At 30.7% G+C, this 15,683-nt stretch carries 16 protein-coding genes; 9 read left to right on the forward strand and 7 right to left on the reverse strand.

Annotated elements, in window-relative coordinates; translation table 11 throughout:
* Nucleotides 1-89 precede the first annotated feature (89 nt).
* The 7 genes from L3X37_RS13205 (at nt 90) to L3X37_RS15480 (ending at nt 6,841) form a co-directional block, all read left to right on the forward strand.
* Nucleotides 90-1,994, forward strand: coding sequence for a T9SS type A sorting domain-containing protein (locus L3X37_RS13205; RefSeq protein ID WP_237240637.1), 1,905 nt, complete (start codon nt 90-92; stop codon nt 1,992-1,994).
* A 71-nt stretch (nt 1,995-2,065) separates the two neighbouring features.
* On the forward strand, nt 2,066-2,359 hold the full coding sequence (locus L3X37_RS13210) for a DUF2752 domain-containing protein (RefSeq protein WP_237240638.1): 294 nt from the start codon (nt 2,066-2,068) through the stop codon (nt 2,357-2,359).
* Nucleotides 2,360-2,366: 7 nt separating this feature from the next.
* A complete protein-coding gene (locus tag L3X37_RS13215; RefSeq protein WP_237240639.1) occupies nt 2,367-2,699 on the forward strand; it encodes a CCC motif membrane protein in 333 nt (110 codons plus the stop codon).
* Between the two features lie 229 nt (nt 2,700-2,928).
* On the forward strand, nt 2,929-3,237 hold the full coding sequence (locus L3X37_RS13220; RefSeq protein ID WP_237240640.1) for an alpha/beta hydrolase: 309 nt from the start codon (nt 2,929-2,931) through the stop codon (nt 3,235-3,237).
* Nucleotides 3,238-3,279: 42 nt separating this feature from the next.
* On the forward strand, nt 3,280-5,511 hold the full coding sequence (locus L3X37_RS13225; protein ID WP_237240641.1) for a T9SS type A sorting domain-containing protein: 2,232 nt from the start codon (nt 3,280-3,282) through the stop codon (nt 5,509-5,511).
* 340 nt (nt 5,512-5,851) lie between these two features.
* Nucleotides 5,852-6,274: a hypothetical protein gene (locus tag L3X37_RS13230; protein ID WP_237240642.1), complete on the forward strand. Its 423-nt coding sequence runs from the start codon at nt 5,852-5,854 to the stop codon at nt 6,272-6,274.
* Between the two features lie 147 nt (nt 6,275-6,421).
* Nucleotides 6,422-6,841 carry a CPBP family intramembrane glutamic endopeptidase gene (locus tag L3X37_RS15480; RefSeq protein WP_369409906.1) on the forward strand — a complete coding sequence of 140 codons (420 nt, stop codon included), beginning with the start codon at nt 6,422-6,424 and terminating at the stop codon, nt 6,839-6,841.
* A 309-nt stretch (nt 6,842-7,150) separates the two neighbouring features.
* On the opposite strand, the gene L3X37_RS13235 is transcribed toward L3X37_RS15480, so the two are convergent.
* Genes L3X37_RS13235 through L3X37_RS13245 form a run of 3 tightly spaced genes read right to left on the reverse strand, consistent with a single transcriptional unit; the run spans nt 7,151 to nt 9,790 of the window.
* Complete coding sequence (locus tag L3X37_RS13235) at nt 7,151-8,674, reverse strand: hypothetical protein (protein WP_237240643.1); 1,524 nt, start codon at nt 8,672-8,674, stop codon at nt 7,151-7,153.
* Between the two features lie 11 nt (nt 8,675-8,685).
* Nucleotides 8,686-9,255 carry a hypothetical protein gene (locus tag L3X37_RS13240; RefSeq protein WP_237240644.1) on the reverse strand — a complete coding sequence of 190 codons (570 nt, stop codon included), beginning with the start codon at nt 9,253-9,255 and terminating at the stop codon, nt 8,686-8,688.
* Complete coding sequence (locus L3X37_RS13245; RefSeq protein WP_237240645.1) at nt 9,239-9,790, reverse strand: RNA polymerase sigma factor; 552 nt, start codon at nt 9,788-9,790, stop codon at nt 9,239-9,241. The genes L3X37_RS13240 and L3X37_RS13245 overlap by 17 nt, the downstream gene beginning before the upstream one ends.
* A 163-nt stretch (nt 9,791-9,953) precedes the next feature.
* Here L3X37_RS13245 and L3X37_RS13250 point away from each other — a divergent pair, with 163 nt between their 5' ends.
* Nucleotides 9,954-10,508 carry a DUF2911 domain-containing protein gene (locus L3X37_RS13250; RefSeq protein ID WP_237240646.1) on the forward strand — a complete coding sequence of 185 codons (555 nt, stop codon included), beginning with the start codon at nt 9,954-9,956 and terminating at the stop codon, nt 10,506-10,508.
* 80 nt (nt 10,509-10,588) lie between these two features.
* On the forward strand, nt 10,589-11,665 hold the full coding sequence (gene meaB / locus L3X37_RS13255) for a methylmalonyl Co-A mutase-associated GTPase MeaB (RefSeq protein ID WP_237240647.1): 1,077 nt from the start codon (nt 10,589-10,591) through the stop codon (nt 11,663-11,665).
* Here meaB and L3X37_RS13260 read toward each other — a convergent pair.
* From L3X37_RS13260 to L3X37_RS13275, 4 genes are all read right to left on the reverse strand, one after another.
* Entirely contained in the window at nt 11,662-12,234 is a 573-nt protein-coding gene (locus L3X37_RS13260) for a phosphatase PAP2 family protein (RefSeq protein ID WP_237240648.1), read from the reverse strand. The two genes, meaB and L3X37_RS13260, sit on opposite strands and share 4 nt — an antisense overlap.
* A gap of 15 nt (nt 12,235-12,249) precedes the next feature.
* Nucleotides 12,250-12,477 carry a DUF8828 family protein gene (locus L3X37_RS13265; protein WP_237240649.1) on the reverse strand — a complete coding sequence of 76 codons (228 nt, stop codon included), beginning with the start codon at nt 12,475-12,477 and terminating at the stop codon, nt 12,250-12,252.
* A gap of 17 nt (nt 12,478-12,494) precedes the next feature.
* Nucleotides 12,495-13,871: an MATE family efflux transporter gene (locus L3X37_RS13270; RefSeq protein ID WP_237240650.1), complete on the reverse strand. Its 1,377-nt coding sequence runs from the start codon at nt 13,869-13,871 to the stop codon at nt 12,495-12,497.
* A 342-nt stretch (nt 13,872-14,213) separates the two neighbouring features.
* Nucleotides 14,214-15,668, reverse strand: coding sequence for a sialate O-acetylesterase (locus L3X37_RS13275; RefSeq protein ID WP_237240651.1), 1,455 nt, complete (start codon nt 15,666-15,668; stop codon nt 14,214-14,216).
* Between the last annotated feature and the right edge of the window lie 15 nt (nt 15,669-15,683).

Raw genomic sequence — 15,683 nt, forward strand, 5'->3', positions numbered from 1 at the left:
CAACAATCGTTAAAAAGTATATTTTAATAGATTATTTGCACAATTTGTATAAAAAATCTACATTTGTAGTTAACTAAGTCCAATTAATTATGCTACGTAATTTTACTTTATTATTTGTTTTAATAACTGGTTTATCTTTTAGTCAGGACTTATATGTTGCAAATGATAGCTATTTGTATACAAGAGATGTAGCATTGTTTGTAAATGATGACATTAGGCTTGAAACTCCAACTTCTAACATTTATCTTAGAGGAGACGGACAACTTTTACAAAATACAGACACCAAAAACTCTGATGCTGGAGAGTTATCCATTTATCAAAATCAAACCACAGGTATTTACGAATATAACTATTGGTGTTCGCCAGTAGGAATAAGTATAGATGGTATAGCACAAGGCAATGTGTCTTTTCAAGGTGATAATAGTATACACGACCCAACAGATCATACTGATTTAGCAAACGTAGCCTCTACAGCTTACTCTTTTACATCATCACAAAACGGAACAGCAACTGAGCTTTCAAACTTTTGGATTTATACGTTGGTAAATGGCGAAGGTTATTTTGACTGGAATTATGTATCAGAAAATAACCCTGTTGCACCAGGTTTAGGATTTACTTTAAAAGGAAGCCCTAACACCAATAATGTTTTAGATTTTAGAGGCAGACCTAATAATGGTACTATTACCGTTAGCTGTACTTTTGACGGTAGCGATGATGAGCCCATAGTAGGTATACCCGATAGGGCAGAAACCTTAACAGGAAATCCTTACCCTTCTGCTCTAGACTTGAAAAAATTTATTATAGAAAACACCAATACTGCAGATGGTGGAACCTCAACCAACCCAACAAATATTGAAGCAGAGATTTATTTTTGGGAACAAAAACCTAAAAATTCACACGTTTTGACTAATTACGAAGGCGGTTATAGTATTTATACCCCTGGGGACTTAAGTGATTTAAATGATAATGGTTCTTATGCTACAGCAGCATTTGTTAGTTATGCTGGTGATGGAAGTTCAAACTTGCCAACTCCAGGAGGCGGTAACACCACAAGTTATTCTGGAAATAATTCTAGACGATATGCTGCTGTAGGACAAGGCTTTGTGGTTAGCAGTAAAGGGTCTGGCGGAAATTTTGTATTTACAAATAGTATGCGTCTATATTTACCAGAAGATTCAAGTCTAACAGGAGACGGTTCAGTTTTTGCAAAAAATGGGAAAAGCAAGAAAGACTCAAAAAAAGAAGTTAAACCGATGTCTCATAATGGTGTCGATTATAAATCAATTTTAGAAAATCCAACCATTATTCCTGAAATTAAAATACATACAAGAATAAATGACACATATTATAAAGAAAATGTTATTGCTTTTAGAAGTTCTACTCCAAATAACAATACTTTAAACCGCTTTTTTGATGGTATTAATATTCATGCTTTAAATTCTGATGCCTATTTGCTTTCTGAAAACAAAGAATTATCGATTAAATCTATAAATTACGACGAAGCAACAAGAATTCCTTTTGGATTAAAGGCAGAGTATGACAATATGCTTTTTAGTGTTAGAGTTTACGCAGCAAAAGATACACCTTCAGATGTTAATATTTATGTTTATGATAATACTAACAACACATATACTGATGTAAAAAACGGTACATTCAACATAACTTTAGAGACTGGAACTTATAACAACCGTTTCGAAATTACATTTAGCAACAAAACTCTTAATGTAATTGATAATACGTTTGATAATTTTGATGTTATTCAAAACAATACTATTTCTCAGTTAAAAATTCTAAACCCAAATGCTTTAGATATAAAATCATTTAACTTATTTGATGTTTCTGGAAAACAGGTTTTAAATGAAAATATCTCAGGAAATAAAAACACGTATGCTTATTCCACAAAACCTTTAAGCAATGGTGTTTATATTGCTAGAATTAGTTTATCTAACAACCAAGTGCTTACTAAAAAAGTAATTGTTTCTAACAAAAATTAGATTATGTTTAATTTTTTAAAAGTTAGTAATTACAAATTTTTGCATAAATTTAACAAGATTTAATCTCTAATATGCAATCAACTTTTGAAGAATACATGGTACCCTGCTTGAACAAAAAGCTTTTTGGTATTGACTGTATGGGTTGTGGTATGCAACGTTCAATTTCACTCATTTTCTATGGGGATTTTGTTGAGGCTTTTTATATGTACCCAGCAATATATACATTAATACTACTTTTTGGTGTTATTGCTATAAATTCATTTAAAAGTTTTAAGTACGCTAATAAAATTATTATTATTTTGGCTATTCTTAATGCTATAATTATCATTGGAAATTTTATAATAAAAACTTTTCTAATCAAATAAAAAAAACATGGAACAACAAAAATTACCTAATGCAACGATTATTTTAGTATTTGGAATCTTATCAATAGTAACATGCTGCTGCTATGGGATAATAGGGTTAATACTTGGTATTGTAGCACTTGTATTAGCAAACAAAGCTACTAAAGTTTATGCAGAAAACCCTGAAGCTTACACTGGATATCAGAATGTAAAAACGGGTAAAATTTTAGGAATTATAGGAATTGTATTAAGTGCACTATACTTACTTTTTGTTTTGTGGTTAGTTAGCACTTTTGGCTGGGAAACTTTACAAGACCAAGAGTTAATGCAAGAAAAACTTCAAGAAATGATGGGACAATAAGTTCTCAATAATAAAAAAGCGACCATATTTTAAGTTTCCTCAACAAGTATTGGTCGCTTTTTTATTTAATCATCCTATTCTTAAAATGAAAATGTTGCAAAAAAACATACTTCCTAAAATAATAGAACATATTTAGCTAAATCTGTATGATTTTTTATATAATTTTTGTAAATTATACACGTCTTTATTAAATTTCAGACAGCACGTATTCAATAAAAAAATTGAGACAATGTTAAATCTAAAGAAAGAAATGCATATAATTGGTGGGCATTCACAAGGCGCAAAAATGGCATCCAAATTCATTTATGAAAATCTTGGGCTATTTAAAGGACTTTTTTCATTAGAAACTATATTATCCAAGAGATTTCGATTTTATCATACAGGATATTCTAAAAATCAAGTTTTATCAAGAAATGGATGGATTAGCAAGTGTGTTTCTGAAGTATTGGAAAATAAAAATAAACTTCTCTCAAAATACGAGCCTAATATAAATAAAAGTAGAAAATCATTTTCAATCTGGATATTTGGAGACTATTAACTTAAAATACTGATTTTTTTATTAAAATTAATCTATAAAACCATGAAGCACAACAAACTCTTTTTATATGTAATAGGTATGCTATTACTAGCAAGTTTTAAAAACTCCTATTCACAAACAACCTATAACGTTACATCAACAGATTTAGAAGGTCCTGGCTCTTTTTTACAAGCCATACAAGATGCTAATGCTAACCCAGGAGAGGACATTATTCAATTTTCTGCAGGATTAATTGTAGATGCTATTACGCCAGGATTCAGTCTAACAAATCCAGACATGGCAATAATTCTCGAATCTGTAGTCATTGAAGGTAACGGAAGTTCTATTAATGCAAAACAATGGTGGATTGCTGCGGATGGTACTACAAATCCATTAGCCGCATGCCCGGGATCCATAGGCAGTACCACTATTATGTTAAAAGCACCAACGTTTTTAAGGGTTGGGACTATTGGTCAAGATAATTCTGCTATTACTGTAACCATAAAAGATCTCTCAATTAAAGAGTTTAATGGTGTTGCGCAAATATATGAAAATGCAACTTTAAATTTGGAGAATTTTAAAGCTAGCGATATTTGGGCTACTAATAATTGTCCAAGTGGCACAACTGGTATGATGTCAGTAGCTAGTGGCGGTTCATTGTCTATAAAAAATTCATCTTTTCAAGAATCTATAAATTGGGAGACCACACCGGATTTAACTGCAACAATTATCTCTGAGCCAAATGCAGGAAATTTAACAATTGAAAATAGTCTTTTTTACGATTTAAACAAACAAAAACATTACGCAATTAATTGGGAAGGTTCTGGTTCTGCTGTTGCTAATATTGTCAGCTCAAGGTTTTTAGGTGCTGGTGGTTTAAAAATATCTGGTGGTACTACCACAAATATTGTTAATTCTACTTTTGTTTTATCAGATGGATTAGGCGTGTTAAATTACGGGGAACGTATTTGGAATAATTCAAATGGCCCTATGAATATTATTGCTTCTTCAATTAGATTTAATGGCAATGAATGTAACTTGGAATGTTCTAGTTTCTCTGTTAATTCATTAATCCATAACAGTTCTTCTGGTTCACTTAATTTTATAGAATCAGCTATTGGCTTTAACTTCCCATCAACTACAGGAACAATTTTGCTCACTTTAGAGGGTTCAAATATTACAGCTGATGGAGCTACATGGATTGAGCCTTCAGTAAGTCAAGATGCTGCTGCCTTAAAAACCATTACTTCACAACTAAATTTACTTACGAATTTAAATGGTTTTGAACCGCAAGTAAACACCAGCATAGTATTCTTAGATGCTGAATTTGTTAAACCTGCATTTCCGGGAGAATTGATTGATGTTGTTAATACTCCTTTAACCAATCCTATAACAAATCAGCCAATTACTTTAGACCCAATTGGCAATGATAGGTTTGATGGTAATGGTTTTCGTGATATTGGCGCCATTCAATTATCAGTGGCTCCATTTTTGAATTTAAGCTCCATAGGGAATGAATCTGCAACCCTTAACTGGAATGAACCTGTCCACCATGATGGTCATTCAATTATAAGATATGAGGTATCATATATTGAATCAGGTGGCTTTACTCCTACCATTGTTACAGTCAATTTACCTAATCTAACAACTACAATAAATGGTTTAACAAATGGTACTGAATATGTGTTTTCAGTTAGAGCTGTTTATGATAATGGTGGTTCTGAATTAAATGGTCCATACTCTAATAATGTAACGGATACACCGTTTGGAACTCTGAATGCTCCTACACTAATTGCTACACCAGGAGATCAACAAATAGACCTTTCTTGGAATCTTCCTGATTTAGGCGGTCGTACATTTCAAAATTATGTTTTATATTGGAAAGAAAGTAGTTCTTCAACCTGGGATACTGTATATGTTATTACAGACCCAAATGAAACTACAAGAACTGTAAGCGGCTTAGTAAATGGCACCACTTATGAGTTTAGGATTAATGCAAGAGCTTCAGGCGAGATTAGTGTGTTTAATACTACTACTGCTACACCTGATTCTGGACTAGGAATTGAAGAGCTATCAAATAATGTGGTTTCTTTTTATCCTAATCCAGTTAACGACGTTGTAAATATTAAATTAGATGAAAGCTTTAAAGCTAAATTGTTTAACATTAGCGGTAAATTGGTACTTGAAGTAAATAATAAAAAACAAATTGATATTTCTTTCTTAAGTAGAGGTGCTTATATCTTAAAAATTGAAAGTGAAGATAAAATTTATTCGGGTAAAATTTTAAAGGAATAAAAGCTCTGTATTAAAACAAAACTTTAACAAATTAGGGACTATAAAGTATTTTGTGTTTATGTCTATTTAGATTATTGAAAACATATTTTAAATTCAAAAACAAAAATTTATTTTTAAATTTTATTATTCTAAATTCAAAATTAAAACAACTATTAGTCTTGATTAGAAAAAAGAAACTTATATAAAAGAGAATTCACAAAATTTAAGTGAATTCTCTTTTTTTCATTTTGTGCGTAATGATAAATTTATAAAAGTTTTAAAAAGCCTAATTTTGAATCCAACAAGTATAATATCATTTCTTATTTAAATGATATTAGAGAACTAAAACTAATTAAAAAACATGGAAGAAATGTCAATTGAATATTGGAATGCACTAGCTAATCAACTAATAATAATTAGTTCGTTATTAAGTGGATTTACAATTGCAGTAATTGCAAACCTCTTAGTATCTGATAGGAATACTCGGTTGTTTAGAATTATAATGATAGCTGCAGTATTAGCGGCTAGTTTCTTTTTAATCACATTATTTGCTAACACAAAAGTTTTAATAATGTCAACAAATGGGTACCCTTTTAAAATGACAGAAAAAGGATTGGTTAATTTTTCTTTAATTGGATCAATTAGTCTCTATTTAGGAATTATGTCGCTAATTACTATTGTTGTATTAGCAGGTTGGACTAAATCAAAAAAAATGGGAATATTTACTACGCTAATTGGAATTTTAACATTCGCAATAATCCTTTTAATGTTAAATTTAAATTAAATAAATATGAACAATACAAAAGCAGTATTACAATACTTGGGAGTCATTATGGTATCATTATTATATATGACCTTGCTTATTTTTACACAATTAAGTTTTTAAACTACTGTTGAAGATGAAAACTTAAAACTATTGATAGCATTGGGAATGGGAATTCTTTTTCCATATGCTATCTATTTATTAAATAATTTATATTTTAAAAAAATAGGATTAACACCTCCTCCTCTATTGAGGTTAAATGTTACTCTCCTAAAAAACATAATAATTGGATTTTTATTAGGGCTGCTAGCATTGTATTTATCTGGACTTCTGTTTTATTTCCAAACAAATGACATAAATAATTTCTTTTTTAAAGTGTCTTTTCCGCTAATAGTATTTAACATCCTTACTGCAATTGGAGAAGAAATTATTTTTAGAGGCACTTTATTAAACGTCTTTGCCCAAAAGAATAAACGATATCTGGGGCTAATTATATCTGCTATAATCTTCGCTTTAATACATTTATTGAACGTGCTTATAGGACAAGAAGTTAGTATTTCTCATATATTAACCTTGATTTTAGCCTGACTATTCTTAGGCTTAATCTATCTAAATTTTGGTTTGGTTAGTGCCATTGCTACACATTATATATGGAATCTTCTTCACGCAGGAGCAAATTTTAGTGAAGAAGGATATACCGTTCAATTTGTTCTCTTTATTTTATGCATAGGGCTTTTTTATTTAGATTGTAAAAATGAAAAACCAAATAATGACAGCAGCCAACAAATAGAACACTATAAATAAACTTAAAAAATAATAATAAATTAAATATCAGTTAGAAAAAACCATTATTAAAAAGGAAAAAATAAAGAGAAAGACAAAGAATAAGAAGAATCATTATTCCATAATCACAGTGCTAAACTTAGCGTTTACAACAATGTTTTTATTGGTTTCGGTATTGTTAATAGTTAATGAAGATATATTATCATCATTTGGTTTTTCTGGGTGTTTAAAGCGCGTACGCGTGCCTTTGTACTGAAAATTATAATTCACTTTTGGAAGCACTATAAAAGCATCGGTATTTTGTAAAATAACATTTAAGTTATTAAAAGTATCATCAATTTTTAAAATTTTTAAATCTCCAATACTACCATCAATAATAGCACTACCTAAAAGGTTTTTTATTTCGGTGTTTGATGAATTAGAGTTTAACACCAACTGCTTTACATTATTTAACTCTACGTTTTCAACATACTTTAAATTTAATTCACCTAAATTCCAATGGTTTACATAAACTGGCGAATAAGAAGCATTAATGGAAGTACTACTTCCATTAATGCTATGTGCTGTAAACTTAGTATGCGATAAGTCTGCTTTTAAATTGTTAATATTTGCAGCAAATTCTATTTCGCCATGTCTTACATTAACTTTTAATTTGGCGCCTTTTGGCATTTTAATTATAATTGTTTTTTTAACTTTTGAATGTGATTTTTTATTAACCAATTTCTCAATTAAAACGCGTCTTTTACTCGATAGTTTTTTACGCTCTTCAGCACGTTTTTTCATTACCACTGCACGCTCTTTAGTTCTATCCTTTAAAGCTTTTGTTTGCGCCTGTAAGCGTTCTGTTTTAATTCCCATTTGTTCTGCAAAACGCTTGCCCCAAGATTCCATTTTTTCTGCATACTCTTCATTATTCCACTTGCCTTTATACTTTTCGACCCATTTCTCCATTTCTTTAGCATATTTCTCACCCCATTCTTTTCCAAATTTCTCGCCCCAAGCTTCCATTTTATCTTCATATTCCTTACCAAACTTCATTTCAAAATTCTTGGTGTATTCTTCAATATACTTTTCACCATCCTTTTTATAAGCCTTGTAATCAAAATTAAATTTGTTTACACCTTCAGGTAATTCGGGCAATTCTGGTAATTCTGGCATTTCTGGCATTTTTGGAAATTCTGGTAAATCTGGCATTTCTGGAAGCTCTGCCATCTCAAAATGAAAATCGAAATCCATATCTTTTAAATCTGCCAATTCATACTTTAGCTCTTTTAATACAGCCCGCGCAGCTTCATTATCGCCGTTACTAAGATGTACCCATAGCGAAGGAGAATACCCTTTGGTTTTTATTGAAACTTCGCCTTGAGAACCTTCAATATTTACATCCCAATCTTTTAAAGCGTCTTGTATTTCTTCGTCAGTTAAATCTTCGCCTTCAATATAAGCTTCAATTTCAACTGTGTTTTTACTCCAAGTATCAAATACAATGTTACAATAACTTGTATTTAAATCGATTGTAACATCTTTATCTACTTTAATTGATTGAGATACTTTAGTTAATTTTTGTTGAGCTAATGCACTGCCCGATACAAAACAGACTAAAATCAGTAATTTTATTTTTATAATTGTCTTGTTCATTTTTTGATTTTTTAGATGGATTGTTTTACTTCTTCAAGATTATCTTCAGAAGTTTGTAATGTGCTTAATTGCGATCGTAAACGATACAAAAGATTTAAACGAAATTTTAAATTATCAATTAATGCATTTACTGTTAACTCACTTGGTCCAGACTCGGTTAATTCAACCGATAAGCTTTGGTACTCCTTATTAAGTTCATCCAATTGTAATAAATAACCATCAATAACATCTTTGTTTTCTGGTGTGTATTCCATTTTAGATAACTCTAAATTTATACTTGCTAAATAATAATCTTCAACCTTTTTTAAGCCTGGAGACACATCACCCAAAGTTTTGGTTTCAACAGGTTGTGTTGTTACCACCTCAATAGGTTTTTCTATGTCTAAATAATGGTACGCACCAAAACTCAAACCTAAAAGCAATACCACACTTGCAGCAATTTGTAGCCAATTAAATTTAGATTTTTGCTTTTCAGGAAATGCTTTATCTAGTTTTTCAAGAAATCGATCTTGATGATTTTTTGGCATCTTTTCGTTCGATACTTTATCATCTTTAAATAAGCTTTTAATATCTCGTGCCATTTTTTTTAAGTGTTAAGAGTTCTTGTAATTTTGCTTTACCTCTCAATAATTGAGTACGCGATGCGACTTGAGATATGCTTAATATCTCCGATATTTCTTGGTGGTCGTAACCCTCAATCAAATACAACATCACTACATACTGGTATTTATCTGGTAAATTATTAATTGCATGTTTTACATCGTTTAATGTAATTGTATCTTCAACTAACCATTTGTCGTCGTCTTCAGCATCAATAACTTTTAGGTGCACCTCATCTAACTCCACAAGTTTTTGCTTTTTAGACTTTAAGAAATCAATACTTTTATTAACAACAATACGTTTTAACCATGCGCCAAAAGTAACTTCTGCTTTATATTGGTGTAGTTTAGAAAACGCTTTAATAAAGGCTTCCTGTACCACATCTTCAGCATCATTAGCATCTTTTAAAAACCTATTAGCAACAATATACATCCCATCGCAGTACTGGTTGTATAACTGCAATTGTGCTTTCCGGTTGTTTTGTTTACATTGCTCAATAATGTTAACATTAAACATACTAAGTCTACTTTTGGTTTAAGCTAGTTCTTTTTAAAAGACGACAGAAAAAATATAATGTGACAAAAAGTAATTATTTTTTTAGAATAATAAATATTTGGGTGTTTCAATTTTATTAATTATCACTTTTTAAAGTATCTTTAGCTCATAATAAATACCCTTTATGAATATCTTTTTAAAACGCATTTTATTAATATTATCATTTATTGCTTTAGGCTTATTTTTATATTCTCTTTTTGTTGAAAATATTTTCGCTTCTCGCTTAAGTCCTAAAGATACAGTTGAATTTAAATTAAACGATTTAAAACTTGAAGTGTTTTACAACAGACCATCAAAAAAAGATCGCGAAATTTTTGGAGCTTTAGTGCCTTTTAATCAAGTATGGCGAACAGGTGCAAACGAAGCTACTACTTTTGAAACCAATCAAAAACTAGATATAAATGGCATGCCTTTACCAAAAGGGAAATATACACTTTGGACAGTACCAAAAGATAGTGTTTGGACCATAATATTTAATTCTAAGCAATATCCTTGGGGTGTTACCGATGAAATGAAACCGTACTGGGATCCTAATTACGATGTTTTAAATGTTGATATTCCTGTTGAGAAATTAAATACAACCGTTGAGCAATTTACCATAGCTTTTGATAACTCTACAGATCAACTCTTTTTAACCATGGCTTGGGATGATGTTAAAGTTGCTGTACCACTTAAATAAGTAATTAATTCTGTTGGTAGCAAACAGTGTTCGGTCATAAAAAACAAAATAATATAAATTAGACAAACATTCGCGCACTCGTGGCAAAAGATAAAAAATCAACTTTAATAGAAAACCAAGACGTTTCGCAGCTAGAAATTACTAATAGTATTTCTATTAAAAATATAAAAAAGAAGCGTAATGCAAGAATTAATCCTAAAACTTTAGTAACATCCATTTTAAAAAAAGATACTACAGCACTAAGTAGGGCTATTACTTTAGTTGAAAGTAAAAACACAGAACACCTAGATATAGCAAATAATATTATAAAACAGTGTTTACCACATGCCAACAAATCTATTAGAATTGGTATTACTGGTGTGCCAGGAGTTGGTAAAAGCACATTTATTGAAACTTTTGGGAAACACTTAACAGCTTTAGGTAAACGTGTTGCTGTTTTAGCTATAGACCCAAGTAGTTCTCTTACCAAAGGTAGTATTTTAGGTGACAAAACCCGAATGGAAGAATTGGTTAAAGACGAGAATGCTTATATACGTCCGTCTGCTTCTGGGAAATCTCTTGGTGGTGTTGCCAAAAAAACACGCGAAAGTATTATTTTATGCGAAGCCGCTGGTTTTGATGTTATAATTATTGAAACCGTTGGTGTTGGACAAAGTGAAACCACCGTACACAGTATGGTAGATTTCTTTTTATTATTGAAGCTAGCTGGTGCTGGCGACGAACTGCAAGGTATTAAACGTGGTATTATAGAAATGGCAGATACTATTGCAATTAACAAAGCCGATGGCGATAACTTAAAACCTGCCAAACTTGCTAAGGTAGAATTTAATAGAGCCCTTCACCTTTACCCTCAAAAAAACTCGGATTGGCAACCCAAAGTAATGCTGTGCAGTGCAATAAAAAATGAAGGGATTGATATTATTTGGAATGTTATTAATGAGTATATTGAAACTACTATTGAAAATAATTATTTTTATAAAAAACGAAAAGAGCAAAATAAGTTTTGGCTTATTCAAACCATAGAAGAGCAATTAAAATCTAATTTTTTTAATCGACCAGATATTAAAAAAGAGTTGACAACGCAATTGCATTTAATAGAAAATAACAAAACCACGCCATTTGCAGCTGCTTATTATTTGTTAAGTTTAGCTCACTAATTTTTTACAAATCTGCTTAAAAGATAGTTTACTAATTTGTAAAACAAAAACCCTGAAATAGCACCAAAAGCTAATCCACAAACAATATCTAATGGGTAATGTACACCAAGATAAATTCTACTATAAGCTACAATAAAACTCACCAATATTAATAAGTAAATAAGGTTTTTATAGTATTGTCGTAAAAGTAATCCGCCAAAAATAGCTACCGCCATAGAGTTTGATGAATGTCCTGAAAAGAAGCCATATTTACCGCATCTAACAGCTACAAAACGTATTTGGTCAACTATATCAAGATTTCCACAAGGTCTAGCTCTTTCAAAACCTCGTTTAAAAACATTTGTAATTTGGTCTGTAAATGTTATCATTAGTGCGCAAACTAGCATAAGTAATAATACACCTTTCCAACCAAATTTCTTTTGGAATAAAAAAATTAATACTACGCCTAATATCGAACCAAATATGAATTTATTGGTAATAGCACGCCATAAAGCATCCCAAGGTTCTGAACCTAAATTATTTAAAAACAAGAATAATTCGGTGTCGTATTCTAAAAGTTTATCAATCATTTGTAACTAGAGGCTTTAATTTTCATACTTAGCTACTTCATTATCATAAAACTCAGTAGCTAATTTTATAGCATTTTCAGTTTCAATTTGTAATTCTTTTTGATCTTCGACATCAAAATCCTCAAACCATTCTACCTCATCATTTTCAAGATTAATTATAAATCTGGGGAATTCTGTATGAATTACATAAATGGCATTTGGATAATCTGTATTATCACCGAGAATGAATTTTGGGAGTGTCATTATATAGTTGTTAGTTGTTAGTTGTTAGACAAAATTAACTTTTTAGTCAAATAATTAAATCGAATATACAATAAAATAGCAGCTGTTGTTAATCCTGCTAGTAATCCTAACCAAATACCAAAGCTTCCGTAGGCATCTTCTTTTCCTAAAAACCAACTTATAGGAAAACCAATTAACCAATACGAGATAAAGGTAATAAATGTTGGGATTTTAACATCTTGCAGTCCTCGTAAAGCACCTAAAACAACAACTTGTATACTATCACTTATTTGAAAAATAGCTGCAGCAATTAATAGTTTTGATGCAATTTTAACTACTTCAACATTATCAATTAAGTTTTTAGCATCATCAAAATCTACATATATTTTTGGTAACTGATTATGAAACACAAAGAAGATGATGGCAAAACTAATTGCAAAAACGGTTCCCATTAAAAACAATGAAAATGCAATTCGGCGCAACTCAAAATATTTTTGTAATCCTTTTTGATTACCAATTCTAATCATAGATGCTACACTTAAACCTATAGCCACCATAAATGTCATAGAGGACAAGTTTAACGCAATTTGATTTGCTGCTTGCGGATTTTTACCTAATAAACCACTTAACCATATTGCAGCAGTAAAAATAGCAACTTCAAAAAACATTTGCATTGCACTTGGTGCTCCCAGATTTATAATTTTTTTAAGCATTAATTTATTGAGAACAAAAAACTTAATGTTAGTTACAAAGGCTTTTGATTTTTCTTTTCCTTTCAATAAGGACCATAAATACCAAACCATTATAAAACGCGATATTAATGTACCATAAGCTGCACCAACAATACCTAATTCTGGAAACCCAAACTTTCCGAAAATCAAAATATAGTTTAAAACAACATTTACAATATTAGCTACCAAAGTAGCGTACATAGGGTATCGTGTCATCGATAAACCGTCACTAAATTGTTTAAACCCTTGAAAAACTATTAGCGGAATTAACGAAAACGCTACTAAATCTAAATACGGAATTGCTAGTTCTACAACCTCAACAGGCTGTTTCATTAAATACATAAGTGGTTTTGCGAAAAACAGAAATAAAAAAAGTAAAACACCTAAAACTGTACACAAAAACAACCCGTGCTTAAACGATGATTTACCATTTTTAAAATTTTGTTCAGCATCCGCCTCTGCTACTAAAGGTGTAATAGCTGTAGAAAAACCAATACCTAAAGACATTGCAATAAACATAAAACTATTGCCTAAAGAAACTGCTGCAAGTTCTGCAGTTCCTAATTGACCTACCATAATATTATCAACAAAACTAACAAAAGTATGTCCCAACATGCCAAGCATAACTGGAGCTGCCAATTGCCAATTGTATTTAAACTCTTTAGTATAGTCTTTCAATTGCATGCCCCAAAAGTAACCTTTAGTATTAGTTTTTTAAACTTTATGGAATAGATTTATTAAATATTGATATTATCTGAAAATTGATATCTCGAACAACCAAGATTATAAACATCTGATAATTAATAATTTATTTGTATATTTAAACTATCCCAGACATAGCTGAACGTTTATTCTATTTTATTAGGAACTAATTTGGCTTTTGTTTAATTGGGATTTAAAAACGGAAGCTTTTAGTTTCTAATTTTTAAAAGAGGCTGTCTTAAAACTTAAGATAGCCTCTTTTTTATGATTACTCCAAATGAAAATATTGATTTAATATATTATATAAAGTTTCAATTAAAAATATTACTCTTTGTAATGCGTTGCATCATCCCAATTATCTGTTCTAAAGGATGACGCAGGTAAGATACTGGTATCAAATAAAGTTCCACTAACCCAGTTTCGCCATGCATAACGGACTTCAATAGGATTTAAAACTTTATCACTTTTTACAAATACATTTCTACCATTTATAATTTTTGCTTCAGCAGGATAAAATACTTTATCTGCTCCAGCAATTTCAAATCCTTGTAACCCATTAAATGCATATAAGCCGCCCTCAGCATTTTTAAACTTTAAAATAAGTCCGCCATCTTTTGTTTCTTTCGAATCAAATTCTGGACCAGCGAAATCTATAGTTTTATAGCCATAAGTTTTATTTAGAGCGTTAAACAAAAGTCTATCGGCAACTTCTTTCTTTTTTGCAGGATGGATACAATATTGTTCTCCTAAATCCATTGTTATTGCGACACCAGAATTCGGGATAATATCTGCGCATTGTAATTGAACTTCGCGTATAAAAGCGCTATTTTCTTTTTCTTCAAACTTATCATTTCCTCCATAATTAAATGGTGCTATTTGTACAAAATAAAAAGGAAAATCTCCTATAGCCCATTTACTTCTCCAATCTTTAACCATAGCAGGAAAAAGCGTTTTATATCCTTTTGGATCGTTTTTATTACTCTCGCCTTGATACCACAAAGCGCCTTTAATTGTGTAAGGTATTAGTGGGTTAATCATGGCATTAAATAATGCCGTTGGAATATGATTTGTTCGATTAGCAATATCTACATTATCAAGATTTACTGTTTGGTAGTTAGTTATCATGTCTTTACTTATCCAAGCTTCAACCTTACTTCCTCCCCAAGACGTATGAATCATCCCAACAGGAACATCTAATATTTTTTGTAATTGATTGCCAAAAAAGTAAGCAATAGCACTAAAATTTAAAACATTATCAGGCGATGCTTGTTGCCAAGCTTTATATTCGTTAACATCTTTTAGTGGTGCTTTAGAACCCTTTCTTTCAACTGTAAATAATCTCAAATTCGGATTATTAGAATTAGCTGTTGCAAGTACAGAACCAAAAGTAGGTTGCCCATTGTAACCTGCTAGCGTTTGTCGCATATTTGATTGGCCAGAGCACAACCAAACTTCTCCAAATAAAATGTTATTTAATGTGATGTTTGATTCTTTACTAGTAATTTTTATGGTTTGTGCATCTTTACTATTGGTTGTTATTACCTCTAATCTCCAATCTCCGTTTTTATCCGCTTTAATATTTAATTTTTCTTTTAACCAAGATGCATCAATAGTAATGTCTTCATTAGCATCTGCCCAACCCCATAAAACCACAGTTGTGTTTCTTTGTAAAACCATGTCTGAAGATACAATAGCAGGCAGTTTTACCTCTGCATAAATGGATTGGATAGTTAGTAAAAACCCAATAACAAATAGTTGTTTTAAGTTATGTTTTCTCATTTTATTTAAATTTAA

Origin of the sequence: Wocania arenilitoris, from assembly GCF_021728535.1 — a bacterium.
Taxonomy (GTDB): domain Bacteria; phylum Bacteroidota; class Bacteroidia; order Flavobacteriales; family Flavobacteriaceae; genus Wocania_A; species Wocania_A arenilitoris.

What these genes read in the sequence shown, in the direction of transcription:
- L3X37_RS13205 (WP_237240637.1), top strand. Translation starts at nt 90, where the DNA reads ATGCTACGTAATTTTACTTTATTATTTGTTTTAATAACTGGTTTATCT.
- L3X37_RS13210 (WP_237240638.1), top strand. Translation starts at nt 2,066, where the DNA reads ATGCAATCAACTTTTGAAGAATACATGGTACCCTGCTTGAACAAAAAG.
- L3X37_RS13215 (WP_237240639.1), top strand. Translation starts at nt 2,367, where the DNA reads ATGGAACAACAAAAATTACCTAATGCAACGATTATTTTAGTATTTGGA.
- L3X37_RS13220 (WP_237240640.1), top strand. Translation starts at nt 2,929, where the DNA reads ATGTTAAATCTAAAGAAAGAAATGCATATAATTGGTGGGCATTCACAA.
- L3X37_RS13225 (WP_237240641.1), top strand. Translation starts at nt 3,280, where the DNA reads ATGAAGCACAACAAACTCTTTTTATATGTAATAGGTATGCTATTACTA.
- L3X37_RS13230 (WP_237240642.1), top strand. Translation starts at nt 5,852, where the DNA reads ATGGAAGAAATGTCAATTGAATATTGGAATGCACTAGCTAATCAACTA.
- L3X37_RS15480 (WP_369409906.1), top strand. Translation starts at nt 6,422, where the DNA reads ATGGGAATTCTTTTTCCATATGCTATCTATTTATTAAATAATTTATAT.
- L3X37_RS13235 (WP_237240643.1), bottom strand. Translation starts at nt 8,674, where the DNA reads ATGAACAAGACAATTATAAAAATAAAATTACTGATTTTAGTCTGTTTT.
- L3X37_RS13240 (WP_237240644.1), bottom strand. Translation starts at nt 9,255, where the DNA reads ATGGCACGAGATATTAAAAGCTTATTTAAAGATGATAAAGTATCGAAC.
- L3X37_RS13245 (WP_237240645.1), bottom strand. Translation starts at nt 9,790, where the DNA reads ATGTTTAATGTTAACATTATTGAGCAATGTAAACAAAACAACCGGAAA.
- L3X37_RS13250 (WP_237240646.1), top strand. Translation starts at nt 9,954, where the DNA reads ATGAATATCTTTTTAAAACGCATTTTATTAATATTATCATTTATTGCT.
- L3X37_RS13260 (WP_237240648.1), bottom strand. Translation starts at nt 12,234, where the DNA reads ATGATTGATAAACTTTTAGAATACGACACCGAATTATTCTTGTTTTTA.
- L3X37_RS13265 (WP_237240649.1), bottom strand. Translation starts at nt 12,477, where the DNA reads ATGACACTCCCAAAATTCATTCTCGGTGATAATACAGATTATCCAAAT.
- L3X37_RS13270 (WP_237240650.1), bottom strand. Translation starts at nt 13,871, where the DNA reads ATGCAATTGAAAGACTATACTAAAGAGTTTAAATACAATTGGCAATTG.
- L3X37_RS13275 (WP_237240651.1), bottom strand. Translation starts at nt 15,668, where the DNA reads ATGAGAAAACATAACTTAAAACAACTATTTGTTATTGGGTTTTTACTA.